Origin of the sequence: Lacihabitans sp. LS3-19 (genome assembly GCF_024343575.1) — a bacterium.
Lineage (GTDB): Bacteria > Bacteroidota > Bacteroidia > Cytophagales > Spirosomataceae > Leadbetterella.
On sequence record NZ_RJUA01000127.1, the window covers coordinates 55,851 to 73,095 of the forward strand.

The 17,245-nt window shown below is 35.8% G+C and carries 12 protein-coding genes; 2 read left to right on the forward strand and 10 right to left on the reverse strand.

Annotation, left to right across the window (positions count from 1 at the left end):
• Nucleotides 1-94 precede the first annotated feature (94 nt).
• The 10 genes from EGI22_RS20975 to EGI22_RS21020 all read right to left on the reverse strand — a co-directional run bounded on the left by EGI22_RS20975 (nucleotide 95) and on the right by EGI22_RS21020 (nucleotide 13,299).
• Nucleotides 95-1,579 carry a sugar ABC transporter ATP-binding protein gene (locus EGI22_RS20975; RefSeq protein WP_255070424.1) on the reverse strand — a complete coding sequence of 495 codons (1,485 nt, stop codon included), beginning with the start codon at nucleotides 1,577-1,579 and terminating at the stop codon, nucleotides 95-97.
• 15 nt (nucleotides 1,580-1,594) lie between these two features.
• A complete protein-coding gene (locus EGI22_RS20980) occupies nucleotides 1,595-2,191 on the reverse strand; it encodes a DUF2291 family protein (protein ID WP_255070425.1) in 597 nt (198 codons plus the stop codon).
• A 192-nt stretch (nucleotides 2,192-2,383) separates the two neighbouring features.
• A complete protein-coding gene (locus tag EGI22_RS20985) occupies nucleotides 2,384-3,307 on the reverse strand; it encodes a D-ribose ABC transporter substrate-binding protein (RefSeq protein WP_255070427.1) in 924 nt (307 codons plus the stop codon).
• A gap of 27 nt (nucleotides 3,308-3,334) precedes the next feature.
• Nucleotides 3,335-4,321 carry a transketolase family protein gene (locus EGI22_RS20990; RefSeq protein ID WP_255070429.1) on the reverse strand — a complete coding sequence of 329 codons (987 nt, stop codon included), beginning with the start codon at nucleotides 4,319-4,321 and terminating at the stop codon, nucleotides 3,335-3,337.
• A 7-nt stretch (nucleotides 4,322-4,328) separates the two neighbouring features.
• Nucleotides 4,329-5,165 carry a transketolase gene (locus EGI22_RS20995; protein WP_255070431.1) on the reverse strand — a complete coding sequence of 279 codons (837 nt, stop codon included), beginning with the start codon at nucleotides 5,163-5,165 and terminating at the stop codon, nucleotides 4,329-4,331.
• A gap of 27 nt (nucleotides 5,166-5,192) precedes the next feature.
• Nucleotides 5,193-6,587, reverse strand: a complete 1,395-nt coding sequence (locus EGI22_RS21000; RefSeq protein WP_255070433.1) for an L-fucose/L-arabinose isomerase family protein — start codon at nucleotides 6,585-6,587, stop codon at nucleotides 5,193-5,195.
• A 212-nt stretch (nucleotides 6,588-6,799) separates the two neighbouring features.
• A complete protein-coding gene (locus EGI22_RS21005; protein WP_255070434.1) occupies nucleotides 6,800-7,567 on the reverse strand; it encodes a DeoR/GlpR family DNA-binding transcription regulator in 768 nt (255 codons plus the stop codon).
• Nucleotides 7,568-8,123: 556 nt separating this feature from the next.
• Entirely contained in the window at nucleotides 8,124-8,315 is a 192-nt protein-coding gene (locus EGI22_RS21010) for a hypothetical protein (protein WP_255070435.1), read from the reverse strand.
• Nucleotides 8,316-8,366: 51 nt separating this feature from the next.
• The gene (locus EGI22_RS21015) at nucleotides 8,367-10,085 is read right to left on the reverse strand and encodes a RagB/SusD family nutrient uptake outer membrane protein (protein WP_255070436.1); all 1,719 of its coding nucleotides are present in this window, start codon (nucleotides 10,083-10,085) and stop codon (nucleotides 8,367-8,369) included.
• A gap of 13 nt (nucleotides 10,086-10,098) precedes the next feature.
• Nucleotides 10,099-13,299, reverse strand: a complete 3,201-nt coding sequence (locus EGI22_RS21020) for a SusC/RagA family TonB-linked outer membrane protein (RefSeq protein ID WP_255070438.1) — start codon at nucleotides 13,297-13,299, stop codon at nucleotides 10,099-10,101.
• Between the two features lie 1,513 nt (nucleotides 13,300-14,812).
• Between EGI22_RS21020 and EGI22_RS21025 the strand changes: the two genes are divergently transcribed.
• Together EGI22_RS21025 and pelA are read left to right on the forward strand one after the other, a co-directional pair.
• The gene (locus EGI22_RS21025; protein ID WP_255070439.1) at nucleotides 14,813-16,096 is read left to right on the forward strand and encodes a nucleoside hydrolase-like domain-containing protein; all 1,284 of its coding nucleotides are present in this window, start codon (nucleotides 14,813-14,815) and stop codon (nucleotides 16,094-16,096) included.
• 18 nt (nucleotides 16,097-16,114) lie between these two features.
• On the forward strand, nucleotides 16,115-17,218 hold the full coding sequence (gene pelA / locus EGI22_RS21030; RefSeq protein WP_255070441.1) for a pectate lyase: 1,104 nt from the start codon (nucleotides 16,115-16,117) through the stop codon (nucleotides 17,216-17,218).
• Nucleotides 17,219-17,245 lie beyond the last annotated feature (27 nt).

Consider the following 17,245-nt stretch of genomic DNA (forward strand, 5'->3'; position numbering starts at 1 on the left):
TACTATTAACTAAACTTAAGCTCCGATACCTTAAAATCAGGCTTCTGTCTAATTATCGAACTCAACATTTTTCATTCATCATTTAACTGTAATTTTAAATAGCTGCTTTTAATAATTTATTTTCGTCTGCATCTTCTGCATTAAATTCTGCTGATATTTTTCCTTCTGAAAGCACCAAAATACGGTCTGAAAGTGCCAACACCTCGGGTATTTCCGATGAAATCAATAAGATACTTTTTCCGTCGTTTGCCAATTTCTTGATAAGCTCATAAATCTCGCTTTTGGCCTTTATATCTATACCACGCGTAGGCTCGTCAAGCATCAAAATTTCTGGCTGCGTAGCCATCCATTTTGACAATACTACCTTTTGCTGATTACCGCCACTTAGGTTTTGACATTGCTGTTTTTCTGAAGGTGTTTTTATAGAGAATTCAGAAATGTACTTTTGAGCCAATTCTTTCTCTTTTTTGAAATTTAGAAGCTCCCCAATCTTTAAGGTCGTTAGTCCAATATTGGTAGAAATGTTCATATTTAACACCAAGCCTTCTGTCTTACGGTCTTCCGTTACGTAAGCTATGCCACTTGCTATTGCATCTTTGGGGCTTTTTAGCTTTACGCTTTTACCAAAAACTTCTATTTCGCCTTTTGTATTTTTGGCATTTAAACCAAAAATCGTTTGTAGCAATTCTGTTCTCCCCGCTCCCATCAAACCAAATACACCTAAGATTTCACCTTTGTGCAAATCGAAAGAAATATTATCCAGCAAGTTTCTGTTTTTTAATACCGGATGAGGAAGAAATATATTTTTGAGACTAAGCGAAACCTCGCTCACGTCTTTATTTTGTTCTTTTTTAACGATTAGTACATCTCTACCCACCATTTTTTTAATCAGGTCTTTTTCGGTGGCTTGGCTCATTTCACCAGCATCCACGGTAACGCCATCTCTTAAAACAGTATAATGCTGAGCTATTCTAAAAAGCTCGTCCATTTTGTGAGATATATAAACGATGGTCTTCCCTTCTGCTTTAAGTTCCTCAATGATTACATGCAAATTGTCAATCTCTGAGTCTGTCAAAGCCGAAGTGGGCTCATCCATCAAAATCACTTGGCTGTTTTTTAGTAAGGCACGGGCAATTTCTAACAATTGCTGCTCCCCTACTTTGAGGTTTTGCACCAATGTTTTGGGAGAAAAATCTAGTTTTAGTTTTGCCAATAAAACCTTTGTCTGCTTCTCCATTTCGGAAGAATCTAAAAGCCCCCAACGGTTTCTAAGTTCATTTCCTAAAAAAAGATTTTCTGAAATACTTAGGTGAGGTATCAAGTTGAGTTCTTGATGTATAATACCAATTCCTGCCGCTTGAGCGTCCTTGATGCCGTCAAACTTAAGCGTGTTGCCATTAAGGATTATTTCGCCTTCGTAGTCTGTATAAACACCAGTTAGCACTTTAAGTAACGTAGATTTCCCTGCTCCGTTTTCACCCAAAATGGCATTTACTTTGCCGGGGTAAAAATTAAAATTAACCCCTTGCAATACTTTAACACCTGGAAAACTTTTTGAAATATTAACGGCTTGTAACATGGGTATTTGAGGTACTTAAAGTTTCGTAATATTGGCAGGCAAAATAAGTATAGGCAAAGCGTCTTTTTTGCTTTGTTTTATGGCTCCAACCACCTCCACTTTGTCGCCTACGGTGAGCGTACTAAGTTGGGCTGGTATGGCTTTCTCTCTGATCACGTTGTTTAACTCTTCCGAAACTTTATTAAAATCAGCATTGGTTTTAAAGTCGGTCAACTTGACCAACTTCGAGGCATCGCGAATCGCATTTCCGAATATAAATTTGATGTCTATCGGGTAAATATTGCCATCTGTGGTTTTGACTTCAAAGCCATCCACGGTTTTGTTTAAAACAGTTCCATCGACCGAAACCATAAAATAGGCGGTTTGACCAATTCCTAACCTATTGCCAAACTGCGAAAACGCGTTTTCAGTATTCTTACCTAATTCTTTTTGAAGATCTGCTAAAGCTATTGGTTTAGCTTGTTTTAATATACCTTGGTTATAGATAGAGTCTGCATACGCTACAAAGTTAAACTTCGAGCTTTCGCTTGCAGATTGCTCGCTTAGTTTTTTGAAGTACACAGAATTATACACTAGAAAGCAGACAATTACTAAACCGATAACTTTCTTCATAGGTTAATTAATGATAAATTTTCAATGATGAGCATTTAAGGATGGATGATAAATTTTTAATAGCATTTTTTAAATACTATTCGAAAGTCTATTTCAAACAAAATCTTTAAAATCCTACCCAGAAAAATGGGTTTAGAGAGGATATTGTTTTAGACTTTATTTACCATTAATCTTTCATCATTAATGTTGATATTATTTAAAACTTCCTGCGTTTGATTTTTTAACTAAAACTACTTCTACCGGAACTCGCTGAGGAAAATCTCTTTTCCCTTTAAAATATTCGTCAGCAAACTTTGCCGCAGTTTCTGCCATCACAATCGGATATTGCATGCCTGTAGCCACTATTTTCCCCTCCGCTATTTTCTCTATTACATCGCTAGCACCATCGAAACCAAATACTTTTACTTTATCTGCTTTTCCTGCTGAAAGTAAGGCCTGATAGGCTCCCATAGCCATTGCGTCATTTCCACAAAATACCGCCTCTAAGTCTGGATGACCCTGCATAATAGTCTCCAAAACCTCCATGGCTTTGTTTCTGTCAAAGTCGCCACTTTGCTGAGCGAGCATCTTAAAACCTGGAAATTTATCTACCACAGAGTGGAATCCTCCTGAGCGAGCCCAGGTGTTATTATCCCCCACAAGGCCTAATATCTCTACATATTTACCTTTCCCATTTAAGGATTTTACGAACTCTATGCCTATTTCGGCACAGCCCGAATAATTGTCAGACAAAACCTGCGAGGTGGCAGCGTCGTTTGAATTGACTTCTCTATCCATACAAAAAACCGGTACTCCTGCTTCTTTGGCTTTCATGATATTTGAGATAGATCCGTCGGCATCTGTAGGGTTAAAAAGAATGGCATCATAGCCCGAAGAAATCAAGTTTTCGAAGTTATCTGACTCGATTGCCGGGTTATTTTGAGAATCAAAAATTTTAGCTTCATAGCCCAGTTGCTCGGCATTTTTAGCTGCCGCTTCAGCTAATACCACAAACCACGGATTGTTTAATGTAGAAATCACAACCGCTACCTTAGGTTTTTCCTCACTGCTTTTTTGGGAGCAATTGGTTAAACTTACAGTTATTATAATTAAGGTTAAAAAGCTCTTGAAGGTCATTTTTAGATTTTCAATTGATTAAAATATTCAGTTCAAAATATCTAATGCAGTTTGGGCTAATCCTTTTTCAGAAATTCCGTAATAATCAAAAATTTCGTTTTGAGAACCAGAAACAGTATGGTCGTCTGGTAGTCCCACAATCTTAAATTTGTTATGGTATCCGCCTTGCATAAGTAGTGATGCCACCGCTTCGCCTAAGCCACCGTAAACCGAATGCTCCTCCACAGTAATTATAGGGCTACCATTTGATGCTATCTCTTTGATTAGCTCAGAATCTAAAGGCTTAATAGTATGTAGGCTTACAACTTTTGCTTGAATATTTTGCTCAATCGCAAGTTTTTCTGCTGCTTCGTAGGCGGGCCAAACAGCTTCTCCAGTGGCCAAAAATGTCAAATCTTCGCCATCGCGAACGGTTCTACCTTTTCCAACTGTGAAGTTATTTCTTGTCAGGTCATCTGGCGAACAGATGCTTGCTGGCATATTCTTTTTACCAAATCTTAAATAAACTGGAGAATCCATTGCTGCAGCTGCTTTGATGGCTTCTTCTGTTTCAAAATTATCAGCAGGAACTATAATCGTAACGTTATTTATTGCTCTTAAAACAGCAAAATCGTGTAAGCTGTGGTGGGTTGTTCCCAATGCACCATAACTAACCCCAGCCGAAATACCGACCAAGTTAACGGCATTGTCTGAATAGCAAACGTCGTTTTTGATTTGTTCCAAAGAACGAGCAGTTAGAAAACATGCAGGAGAAACTGCGAAGGTTTTTTTACCCATACTGGCCAAACCTGCGGCTACGCCTACTAGGTTTTGCTCGGCAATACCGATTTCTACAATCTGCTCAGGAAATTTTTGACCGAAAGGCACAAGTTTACCTGAACCACGTGAGTCACTGGTAACCACAAGGACATCTCTATCCTGTGCTGCAAGAGCCTGAACTGTCTCAGAGAAAGTCTCTAAATTTGCCTTTGCAACTGCTAATTTTACTTTTTCATTAGCCATTATTTCTGCCATCTTAGTATTATGCTATTTCTGCTAAATTTAATTCGTCCATTGCTATTTTATATTGTTCCTCACTCGGAACACCATGGTGCCATTTCAAGTTATTTTCCATGTAACTTACGCCTTTTCCTTTGGTAGTATGTGCTATAACAAACGACGGTTTGCCATCTTCAAAAGGAAGACTTTCTAATGTTTCTGTCAATGCGTTTATGTCATTGCCGTCTACATGCTTAACAGCCCAACCAAATGCTTCTAACTTTTTATCCAAAGGCTCTAAAGCCATTACTTCAGCATTAGAACCCGAAATTTGTAATTTGTTGTAGTCCAAGATGGCACACAAGTTGTCTAATTTGTAGTGAGCGGCTAACATAAAAGCTTCCCAGTTTGAGCCTTCGGCCATTTCGCCATCACCTAATACGGTATATACTTTTGCTGGTGAGTTGTCTTTTTTTGCCGCTATGGCATTGCCACAGCAGATAGACAAACCGTGCCCTAAACCTCCGGTGTTTTGTTCAATACCTGGAATATATTTAGTGGGGTGACCTATATAAGGCGAGTTAAACTTGCACAATGTCAATAAGTCTTCCTCAGGAAAAAAACCTTGGTCTGCCAAAACCACATAAAGTGCTTCTACACAGTGGCCTTTACTTTGCACAAATCTATCTCGTTCGTTAGAGTCAAAGTTTTCAGGCGAAACATTCATGATACGATTATAAAGTACGTTCAGAATATCTACCACTGACAAGCTACCGCCCGTATGACCCGCTTTTGCGTTAAATATATATTTAATGATATTTCTACGGTATTCTACCGATTTTTCTATCATTAAGTCCACTTCCATTTTTTCTCTTTTCATTTTCTTAAACTTCTATAGTTCAATAAATTAATGCTTATAAACTTCCCATCCCATATAGTTCTCAAGAGCTTCTTCCAAAATGGCGGCGGTTTTAGAAGCATTCATTACTACGTGGTGCTCAAAACCATTTTTACAGATATGTTTCATCAAATTCTGAAGGTCAGGAATTTTAGCTACCGCTCTGTTTCCAAATGTACTTAATGGATCGTCTGTAAGTTCGCCTTCGCCAATGTAAGCTTTGATAATACCTTTAGGATCATCTGTACTGATACGGCCATAGGTTAACGGCATGGCAGGAGTTCGGCCATCTAAAGCACCGTAGGTGTTTTCTACACCTACCGAAGTTCCCAATATTGGGGCGTTGCTGATTTCAATATCTGGAAGGAATGACTTGGCCCAGTTTCCACAGTGGAATAAGACACATTTTTCGGGATCGTCGGCGTAGTTGTTGTTCCAGTCTACCAATGCACTTGGTGAGCCAGAAGCAAGCTGCATGGCATACATACTTAGTGTACCTGTAACATCAACCTCACATGCACTTGGAAGCATGTTTTCGCTCATGATACTCATACTTGTACATACATTGCATCCGTAGTTTTGTTGCAGCGAAGTCCAACATTGGATAGCAGTAGCGTCAAGGCTATGCTCTTCCATAACATCTTTTAGAACTACGTCTAACTTGGCTATTTGAATCATAGCTTCGTTAGGGGTTCTGCCTTTTGGGGCATATGCATTTATCATTTCTAAATGCTGCTTCACTTTTGCATCATCACCGGTTAGCTTATTGGCCATACCAAGGATTTCTGACAAGTCAAAAGTAGAAACTGTGATACCGTTTCTTTGTAGTATTTTTTCTGAATATCTGACCGTGTTAAATGCTCCTGGTCTGGCTCCAATAGCCCCAATTCTTACAGTTCTAAGTCCTTTTACAACTCTACAAACTGCTACAAAATCCTTAAGGTCTTGTTGGAATATATCAGAAGATGGTAGACTTACATGCTGACTCGTTAGGGAGTATTTGATGCCGTATTGATATAAATTATTACAAACAGATATTTTTCCGCACCAAGAGTCTCGGCGATTCACCACATTCATCTTGCTTAGGTCATCTGGATAAGCTTGAACTAAAACAGGAACATTTAAACCTGATAATTTTAGTGTGTCTGCTACTCCTTTTTCATCTCCAAAGTTTGGCAATAATACCAACACTCCAGCAATATCCTCACGGTGAGCTTTGAATAATGCAGCACATTTTTGAGCTTCTTTATAAGTTTCTACACCGCCTAATTTAGTTTCAGTAGTATCTAACAAAACGGGCGTCAAACCTAATTTAGCAAAAACCTCAATGATTTCAGTTCTTGCTTTTTCTACCAAACTGTCTGGAAAAAAGTCTCTGTTCCCGATGATTACTCCTAAAGTCATTTTAAGCTAATTATGAATGTTTATTAATAATGAATGATAAATCATGAATGTTGAATGCTGATCCTGAAAGCTTTCGGGAGAATGATAAATTATGAATGTTGCATAGTTGATTTTTATTGAATATTGGACTTTGGTTTTCTAAATACAAAAAAATATAGTTTTTGTTTTCAGCCCAATTTATCATTCTTAATTCATCATTCATTTTTATTATTTTATGCTATTATCACTTCAACTTCATTTTCTCTGAAAACAGAAAGGTGTTTTTCTTCAATTCCAGAATCTGTAATTATAAAATCAATCAAACTCAAAGCACCTAAACTTGCCAAAGCACTTTTCCCGATCTTGGTACTATCAGCAACCAAATAGGTGATTTCAGCTGCATCAATCATGGCCTTTTTAACAACTATATCACTTATACTTGGGTAAGTAAGTCCAGACTTTAAAGAAATTCCAGCTGTGGCTAAAAATAATTTTTGGACATTTAATCCTTTAAAGAAATCAGCGGCTTTTTGGCCCGTTAACGAAAGGGTCGGAGGCTTAAACTCTCCTCCTGTCATAATAACTTCAATATCCAAACCTGTTCCAAGCATTAAAGCAATATTTAAAGCATTCGTAATAATGGTCAGGTTTTTAAGTCCTGATATTTTGATTTTTTTAGCGATTTCAGTGGTTGTACTTCCAGAATCTAGTATGATAGTGTCCCCACTTTCAATAAACTCAAGACATTTTAGAGCAATAATTTCTTTCTTGTCTAAATTTTCCTGATGGACAAGGGAGAAGCTTTTAACTTGGTCCTCTACATTTTTAAGATAAGCCCCACCGTGCTCTTTAACAATAAGATCTCCTGTTTCTAACTTTTCGAGGTCTTGACGAATCGTAACCTCCGTAACTTTAAACAGTTTGGCTAAATCTACTACTTTAGCAGAGCCGTCTTCTTTTAAAAGTTCAAGTATTTTTTCCCTTCTTTGATTTGGAAGCATTTTTATTTAGTTTTTAGTTAAATTACTCATAAATACTAAAACAATTAAGCCATTACAAAATTAAAGAAAATAAACGAAAATTAAAGAAAATAAACGAAAATAATTTAAAATGTATATAATCTAATTTGAATCTATTTTCGCACATCAATAATGACAAAAATGGTTTATAGTATCTATTTTCTAAAAATAGTTTAAAGTTATTCCATTACCAATTATCGAAACAATTTTGTACTTTATTATTCACTAATTTTAAAAAAAATAGCTCGCTAAATTATATCGCGAGCTATTATTACCAATCTATTTCATACAAGTATCCAATTTCATTTTTAAACATATTCCTTTAAAAAAAACAGCTATGTCTTCATTCCGAAATAGTATTGAATTATCACAAGATAGAAATTTTGTCGCTTTCTGAAAAAGAATTAATAGCAAACAAACTAATATGGATTATCAATTCAGGAAAATAGCCCGTAAGAAATTACGGGCTATTATACCAATCTCGAAATTCATATTTCCGTTATTAGGCCTATATATTTTCAATTCCTAATGCTCGATATTAAATTTTCGGATCTAAATCATTGGCATCATCTGCATTATCTACAAAACCAGCAGGTTGAGTTTTACAAGAGTATAGGTAAACAATAGGATTTCCTTTACCATCTTTATCTAAGTCTTGATACCAAACTTTATCCATACATATTACATCACCTTCTTTTTCGCAGGATGATAGAAAACCTACCAGCAGCATTAAATATAATAATTTATTTTTTTTCATCTTTTTAAATTTAATTTTTAAAATTTACCATCCTGGGTTTTGATCTTTTACCACATCCATTGCGTCATTTAGTTCTATTGCTTGTTCAGGAATCGGCCTCAAAGACCATTTTTCCTGCCATTTGATACCATCTCTCTTGAAATCAGAATTGAATTTTTCTAGAGATGTACCCAGCATTTTTGTCCTTCTGAGCATTTGCCATCTGCCATTATATTCTCCTAACATTTCTTTAGCTGTTTCTATAAGGTAACCTTCTAAAGCTGCAGTTTTAGTATTAGCACCTTCAAGTGCATTTGACAAGTCGGCTCCACTAGGGACCAATTTATTTTCTGGTCGATTTATCACTTGTTGAATCAAATCTTTGGCCTGAGAAAATTGACCCAAACCTATCAATGCCTCAGCTTTCAAAAAGTATGTTTCAGCCAAACGAGCAAGCACAATGCTTCTGATGCTTGCGGTATTGCTCTGCGTAGAATTAAATCCATTCTGAGGGCTATCAAATTTTCTAAATGGCGGAACCCTGCGGTCGGTATTACCGTATCCATTCTTATCATATTTTTCTCTATGTGCCTCGCTGTTTCCTGCCCAAACAGGGAATGCCAGATAGCCTGAAGCTTTGCCTCCATTGGCAGCTACATATGCATCCCATTCGGCAATATCTTCGCTCGTAATTTCGGTTTTATTGGGATCCCAAATTACAGGATAGTAGTTCTGAATGACTCCTGAGCCTTTACTATTTGGATAAAAACTAAAGTAGTCTTGCCAAGTAGTGAGCATAAAATTGGTATAATATCTGCTGTCATTTTGCTGAAAAGAAGCATGTACATGATGAGCAGGTAAATAGGAATCAACAATACGTTTTATTTGACCAGCACCTGATCCAGAGAAAACAGAAAATAAAGTGTACTGATCGTTTCCAGAAGTAAGCTCATTTGCTAAACTAGCCTTATTGTATTGAACTGAGAAAATGAATTCACTATTGTTATCATTAAATGGATCCCATACTTTGTTGTAAGGCAAGCTAATCGTACCCTTGCTTGCCAAGACCTTATCTGCATAGCTAATAGATTTTGTAAAATCTGCTTCTGCACCTAAATCCCAAGCTCTAGTAAGATAAACTTTAGACAAATAATGATTTACTACGGTCTTGTTGATTCTTCCCGGTTCAGAAGTTTCTGGAAGGTCGTTTAAGGATGCTTCCATTTCTGATATTACAAAATTAAAACTATCAGAGAGAGAAGCCCTAGGTATGTTCGTTCTAGGCGAATTTGTATACTCGGTATTGATGGCTATACCTCCAAATTGTTCCATTAAAATGAAATGATAAAATGCTCTTAGAAACTTGATTTCCCCGCTTATCCTTTGCTTTTGTGAAGCTGAAAGTGGTGGTAAGTCAATGTAATTTAAAGTTGCATTAGTCACTTGAATAGCTCTATAACAATCTCTATAGAAATTAAAAACCGCACCAGTGGCTGCATTTATTGTTTCGTAGGTGTATAGAGGGCCGCCATTTACTCGGCCTTCTCTATAAATATCTGTACCAGCTAAATCTAATATCGGACTGTTACCATAAAGGGTTCTTAATTGAGCGTAGGAGGAGGTAACCAAGGTATTAAATCCATCAACAGAAGAATATAATTCTTCGTTTGAAATACCACCTTTGTTATCTTCTATGAGAAGCTTTTCACATCCACTACTTACAAATAGTAGGATACTTAGACATATAATTATGTTTTTTTTCATCGTAATTAAAATTTTAGAATTGAATGTTAGCACCAATTTGGTAAGTGATTGTACCAAGTCCGTTTCCATTATTTATATTTGTTTCGGCATATTCAGGATCAAAACCTATATAATTAGTAAAGAGAAGAGGATTCAAAACATTGCCATATAGTCTGACTTTATTGACGCCTAATGGTTTCAAAAGGTTTTGATTAAAAGTATACCCTAAAGAAATATTTTTCACCTTTACAAAGGAGGTTTCTTTATAGTAGCCTAAATTGCCAAAATACGCTCCGCCTCTATTTACGTCAATTGGCCATTTCCCTATATGCTCTTCAGTTGTAGTTTTATAACCTAAATCTATGGCATAACCATTTGCGTCAAAGACGAAATTGTCCCAATCTGGCACTGTAGTACCTGCCGGCACATAATAGTCATGTACAATATGATTTCTACTTCTACCACCATAAGCCATGAAGGTCGTAGAAAATTGATCTTCAACCAACATACCTTGTCTGGTTACTAAGTTAATACCCAAGTCCCAGTTCTTGAATTTCATGTTTGAGTTTAGGCCTGCAAACCAGTTTGGAAAAGGAGTACCCAAAACTTTTCTATCATTGGCATCCAATCTGTTATCATTATTAAGATCGGCCACTTTTGCTTCGCCAGGCTGAGCTGTGTAGTTAGTGTAAACAGATTCTTTGGAGTCAAAATCTGCTTGGGTAAACACGCCAAGGTACTCATAATCATAAATTACTTCTACAGGCTGACCAATAAACCATCTGTTTCCGATGTCATCGTCTTCACTATTGTAAATTGAAAGTATCTTATTCTTGTTTCGGGTAAGGGTAAGGCCGGTTGTCCAAGTAAAATTTTTCTTATCTATATTTACAGTATTTAGTGACAATTCAATTCCACGGTTGTTTACTGAACCAATATTATCAGTCATAGAGCCCACGCCACTTTCTATGGCAAGGTTTCTACTTAAGAGTAGGCCATTTGAAGTTTTATTGTACCAATCTACCGAGCCTGAAATATTGCCCTTAAGTAAGCTAAAATCTGCACCAAAGTTTACTTCATTGGTTTTTTCCCATGTAAGCCCGACATTAACAGGGTTTCCTGGAGCAAAACCTTTTACTACAGTATTGCCAAAGTTATAGAATATGGTAGACCCAGTATTTGGTCCTGTAATAGTAGAGTAAGGACTCACTCCAGCATTACTTCCCGAAACACCAAAAGAAGCTCTTAGTTTGAGGTCTGTTAGCCAGCTAAATTGCATGAAAGACTCTTTGGCAACATTCCAGGCCAGAGCCACAGATGGGAAAGTAGCCCATTTGTTTGACAACCTTGACGCACCGTCTCTACGAACCGAAGCAGTTAATAAATATTTGCCTCTAAAATCGTAATCTGCTCTACCTAAATAGGATAACAATCCTGTTTGTGCAAAACTTGAAGAGCTGTTACTTTGAACAAAATCGCCACTGAAAAGATTGTACCATTCCGATGCAAAAGGTAGATTTGTTGCTTGAACTCGAAGGCCTTCAAACCTTGTATTGAAAACACTGTAAACACCAGTAAGTGATAAATTATGGTTATTGCTAAATCGCTGGGTATAGTTTACCATATTATCCCAAGTGTATTCAAAGGACTCTCTGTTTGAACTTTCACCAACTCTGGTGCCTATGGCTGCTGGTAACTGGAGATAAGTATCCTGTACTATGTCTTGAAAGAACCCTTCTCTTGTTCTATTAAAACGTGGCGAAATAGTACTTTTTAGCATCAGGCCTTTTAGTGGATTAACCTGCAAATAGGCAATTCCAAGGACATCACTCCTTCTGTCTTCATTTGTTTGTGCATCCATTATAGCTAATGGATTTCTGCCACCAGTCATCCCTCTGTTAGTTTGGTTGGCTGGGCCATTGGCACCGGGTTGTACCACAGGAGAGCCGTCAGGATTATATGGTGTAAAAAATGGAACCATTCTGAACAGTTCAACATAAACCTCTCCACTACCCAGGCTTGTGTTGCTTTGTGTAAGATTTACTGTCGCTCCAGTTTCAATGTATTTAGATGCTTTGTGGGTTACGCTTAGTTTGATATTATATCTATCAAATTTCTCCTTTACAAAGTTCCCTTTTTCATTTTGGTACCCTACACCAAAATTGTAAGTTATGCCATTAGTGTTACCACTCATGTTTACATAATGATTTTGCTGCAGTCCATTTTGTTGAACCAATTTCGCAAAGTCAGTATAATCTTCTTCATAGAGTCTATTTGCCCAAACAGGCGAACCTGTCTTTTTATCGGTATGACTCATGATAAGTGTACCAGGATCATTGTTTGCAAATGACCATTTTCCCGTAGTTTTATTGAATACCATATAAGCAGATGCACGGTAATCGACAAATTGACGACCATCCATAAATTCTGGCTCACGAGCAGTTTGCCTAAACCCTATATAGCTATCATAATTAACTCTTAACTTGCCTGAGCTTGCGTTGTCTGCCTTTTTGGTACTTATCAAAACAACCCCACTAGACCCTCTTGAACCGTAAATTGCTGTAGAAGAAGCATCCTTAAGAATATCTATACGGTCTATATCTGCAGGATTTAGAAAGTCAATATTATCAGTTACAATTCCATCTACTACAAAAAGTGGCTTGACACCGGAATTAAGAGAATTAACACCCCTAATGTTGATATTAAATCCTCCGCCAGGCCTTGTAGAGGTCTGCTGAATATCGACACCAGAAATACTACCTTGTAAGGACTCCGAAACAGAAACATTACCTCTGGATAGAACTTGATCTCCACCGACAGACCCAACTGCTCCGGCAATCTCACTTTTCTTTTTTTGGCCATATCCAATCACAACCATTTCATTTAGAAAATTCTCCTCTTCAACTAAGGAAACGTTAATAATCACTCGGTTACCTACATTCTGCTCTTGGGATTTAAAACCAATTGAACTAAAAACCAAAATAGCTCCTTTTGAAGGGATTTCTAGTGAATAATTGCCTTGATTATCACTATTAATTCCATTAGAACTACCTTTTACAATAATAGAAACTCCTGGCAAAGGCTCTCCATTTTCTGTCGATACCTTACCATTTACTTTAATTTGTGCCATAGTATTTCCTGCTAAAAGCATAAAAATAGCTACCGCCCACATAAACCATCTCTTAATGGATGATTCCCTTATTCCATCGGAATAGATTTGTACATTTTTTGCCATAAAAAAGCTAAGATTAATAATGATAAAAAAACAAAGTTTAATTCACAATAAACCTTCAGATATATCAATTTCAAATTGAACTATTTGAATAAAAAAAGTAAATTAACGAACAAAACTATATGCAATATTTTAAAAATACAATAAAATACAAATAAAATATATTTCATTTTATTTCTTTTTTTTATTTTTTCTTTCGAAATCGTTCCCGAAAAGCTTTTTTATTTTTATTTTTCATAAAAATCTAATCAAAAGACAAAATATTAAACTAAAAAGGGAAAATTTAATCAAATTAAGATAAATCCTTTATTGATATTAGAAAAAAATGAAATGTTAAAGAATACAGAATTTGATTACAGTTAAGTTAAAAGAGAATTTAGAAGCGTATAAATATTTGAAAATTGTAGCACTTTACCATTAATCAGGTTTCAATTTTTCCATTTCTTCAAAAAAACACCAATGAAAGCTCTTTATCAACTTGCATTTTCTTTTTTATTATTTCTTCTATTTATTATTCTACAATCAAGAAAAAACTTTATAATCAAAAATATGCTGACGACTGGCATGTCCATTAATCTAAATATGAACAGATGATAGATTTTTTTTTCTACCGTATCTTGAAATAATTTATTTCGAAGCAGATACAATTATATACCTAATACCACCATAGACATTTGGCAGTTTCATACCTATAATTGAATTTAAAAGGGCTTAATATTTGCCGTACAAAATGAGGAAAAAAAATTGTACCAGTACATATTATGTGATTTTAGAAAACATAAGTGCCTTTTGAACAGAAGGATTAAAGTATTAAATAAAACTACTATCATTAAATTATCAGCAAAACTATTTCTTAGCACATGGGTCATACTCAATTTTTTAAATAAAAAGCCTTCTCTAAATACCTCTTTGCATCACTTTACTTACCTGAAAAATTCATTCAAGGCCTAAAACAGCATCATAGCAAGTAAAAGAAAGAACTTTCACAAATCGAATTCTTCAAGCTTCCAAATAATATAAATAAGAACTAAAAATATCTCAATGTATTTTGTTTGAATAAAGCCAATGCCTTAAAGTTTGACATCATGAGCTATTTTCGGATCAAAATTCATAATAACTCCAGTTTTCGAAACCTTCCTTTGAGAAAAATGAAAAGCAAGATTAATCCATTATAAACCTAAAACAAAGCATGACTATTTTATTGGCAAATTGAGAAAGAAAACTTGTTTTTCGTTTCTATAAATATCAATATCATTAAAAAATAAAGGCTATATCTTTACTCATTTTAGCCTTTTTGCTGAATTTTCACCCCAACTGAACAATCTACTTTTTAAATTTATCAATGCAAGATCATACATTTACAATTAATTCCAAAAATGAAAATTTTTTGTTTTTCTTTTTATTTTTTTCGTTTACTTTCTTTTTTTTATATAACTTGCACAAACAAAAGCCTTGATTTATTATAACAAAACAAGGTATTTTAATAAAAATAGAGGACACAAATAGCTATTCAACCATGTCGAAAAACTCATTTATTGTCATTTTGAGCCTACTTTTGATACAATTTACATTTGTTTCAGGTTTCTCTCAAAAAACAAAACCTAGGGTAATTATTAGCACGGACATTGGAGGTACTGATCCCGATGATTTCCAATCTATGATACATCTATTGATGTATTCAGACCTTTTTGAACTAGAAGGTTTAATATCATCTCCTTTCGGAAACGGACGAAAGAAAGATCTTTTAGATATGATTGATTTGTATGAGAAAGATAGACCTTCTCTTGCAAAAAGCATCAAAGACTTAGCAACAGTAAAACAATTACAAAAAATATGCAAACAAGGTGCTAAACCTGCGGCACCTTTTTTAGGATATACAAACCCAACCGAAGGGTCAGATTGGATCATAAAATGTGCAAAAAAGAAAAGTTCCAAACCACTTTATATCCTAGTTTGGGGAGGAATAGAGGATGTGGCACAAGCCCTTCACGATGCTCCTGAAATCGAAAATAAGCTTCGTGTATATTGGATTGGCGGGCCAAATAAAAAATGGAGCATAAATGCTTATGCATACATTGCCGAACACCATCCAAATCTATGGATAATAGAGAATAATGCAACCTACAGAGGCTGGTTTATGGAAGACGAAAATGCTCCAAAAAACATGAGTGGAGCAGCGTATTACGAAAACTTTGTTAAAGGCCATGGTGCCATGGGAGAAAATTTTGTAAACCACTATAAAGGTCACATAAAAATGGGTGATACACCTTCATTAGCTTATTTAATGAATGGCGACTCAAATGACCCAACTACCGATAGTTGGGGTGGAAAGTTTACCAAAATTAATCACAGTTCAAGAATTATTATAACTGGCAGCACAAACAAGGCTGACAGCGTAATCGCTTATGGCATAGTAGAATGGAGATTTAGGGGACCTGAAGCTAACATTCCTCGAGATTCTGTATGTTTTATTATAGAAATTCAAAAACAAGAATGGCCAGGATATTACCTAGGAAATGGTGTTTACGGCGTTAGATATTCGTCTAAAAAACCTGAAAAAAGTAGCTATATGACACATAGTCTAATACCCGAATTAAACGGATTAAAAGGCCAATATATTAGTACCGCACCATGGCCAGGTCCAGGAGGTAAAGATGACTATATATTAGGCAAAAACTGGTTCAGCGACTTACCAAATCCAGAGTTGTTTTTGGAAGACCAACAAGGAGCCAAAACTATATCCAAATTTAGAAACGAATACCTTAGCGATTGGGCTAAAAGATGGAGTTTTATCAAATAGATGCCTAATCTTTAAAAAATGAAAAATCAGACTTTAAAACTAAGCCTTGGAGCACTACTTTTTATTGGATTTTCAATATATAAATCAAATGCCCAAAATCAGTCTTACGTAAGCAAACCATGGAAAGAGGTTGCTACCCAAATGCCCTCGGAGTGGTACGGCTCTGATGAGTCAAAAATGGCAGCAGACAGTGTTTTAAAATATCAAACTCCAATAGGCGGCTGGATGAAAAACTCTGGTTTTCATAATGGCGGTGTAAAACAAGATGAATGGGAAAGAATTTTATCATCTGGAATTGGAGCTACTTTTGACAACGATGCTACGATAACTGAAATACGTTTTTTAGCAAAAATGTACGCAAAAACAAAAGATCCTAAATACAAAAAAGCATTCAACAATGGCTTAGCATATATATTTATATCCCAATATGAAAATGGAGGATGGCCACAATTTTATCCTGTTAGAAAAGGCAATGTTTCTTACTCGGGTCATATTACATATAATGATGATGCCATGGTAAATATCATGACGTTTTTAGAAGAAATAGCCACAAATAATCCTGAATTTGTTGCTTTGGAAGTATCAGAAGCCAATAAAAAGAAGGCTAAAAAAGCTATTCAGAATGGGATTCAGTGTTTTCTTGATACCCAAATTATAGTAAATGGCAAGCCAAGCGTATGGTGTGCCCAACATGACGAAAGCACACTTTTACCGGCCAAAGCACGTAGTTACGAACTGGCTTCATTTAGTGGAGGAGAATCAGTAGGTATTACTTTGTATCTCATGGGTATAAAAAATCCATCTACAAAAATAAAAAACTCGATAAATGGTGCTGTAGAATGGTTCGAAACCCACAAAATAGAAGGCATCAGGCTAGACGCTGAAATTACAAAAGAAGGCACAAAAAACAGGATTGTGGTGGAAGACAAAAATGCACCGACTCTCTGGGCTCGTTTTTATGATTTAGAAACCGAAAAGCCAATTTTTTGTGATAGAGATGGAATCAAGAAAAGCTCATTGGCCGAAATTGGTGACAACCGCAGAAACGGATACAGCTGGTATGGTACAGGCCCATCAAAGGTTTTGAAACAATACCCCAATTGGTTAAAAGAAAATCATTAATTGTAAATATTCAATCATTAGATAAAA

Coding starts and splice junctions, on each gene's coding strand:
- EGI22_RS20975 (WP_255070424.1), bottom strand. CDS start 1,579: ATGTTACAAGCCGTTAATATTTCAAAAAGTTTTCCAGGTGTTAAAGTA.
- EGI22_RS20980 (WP_255070425.1), bottom strand. CDS start 2,191: ATGAAGAAAGTTATCGGTTTAGTAATTGTCTGCTTTCTAGTGTATAAT.
- EGI22_RS20985 (WP_255070427.1), bottom strand. CDS start 3,307: ATGACCTTCAAGAGCTTTTTAACCTTAATTATAATAACTGTAAGTTTA.
- EGI22_RS20990 (WP_255070429.1), bottom strand. CDS start 4,321: ATGGCAGAAATAATGGCTAATGAAAAAGTAAAATTAGCAGTTGCAAAG.
- EGI22_RS20995 (WP_255070431.1), bottom strand. CDS start 5,165: ATGAAAAGAGAAAAAATGGAAGTGGACTTAATGATAGAAAAATCGGTA.
- EGI22_RS21000 (WP_255070433.1), bottom strand. CDS start 6,587: ATGACTTTAGGAGTAATCATCGGGAACAGAGACTTTTTTCCAGACAGT.
- EGI22_RS21005 (WP_255070434.1), bottom strand. CDS start 7,567: ATGCTTCCAAATCAAAGAAGGGAAAAAATACTTGAACTTTTAAAAGAA.
- EGI22_RS21010 (WP_255070435.1), bottom strand. CDS start 8,315: ATGCTGCTGGTAGGTTTTCTATCATCCTGCGAAAAAGAAGGTGATGTA.
- EGI22_RS21015 (WP_255070436.1), bottom strand. CDS start 10,085: ATGAAAAAAAACATAATTATATGTCTAAGTATCCTACTATTTGTAAGT.
- EGI22_RS21020 (WP_255070438.1), bottom strand. CDS start 13,299: ATGGCAAAAAATGTACAAATCTATTCCGATGGAATAAGGGAATCATCC.
- EGI22_RS21025 (WP_255070439.1), top strand. CDS start 14,813: ATGTCGAAAAACTCATTTATTGTCATTTTGAGCCTACTTTTGATACAA.
- pelA (WP_255070441.1), top strand. CDS start 16,115: ATGAAAAATCAGACTTTAAAACTAAGCCTTGGAGCACTACTTTTTATT.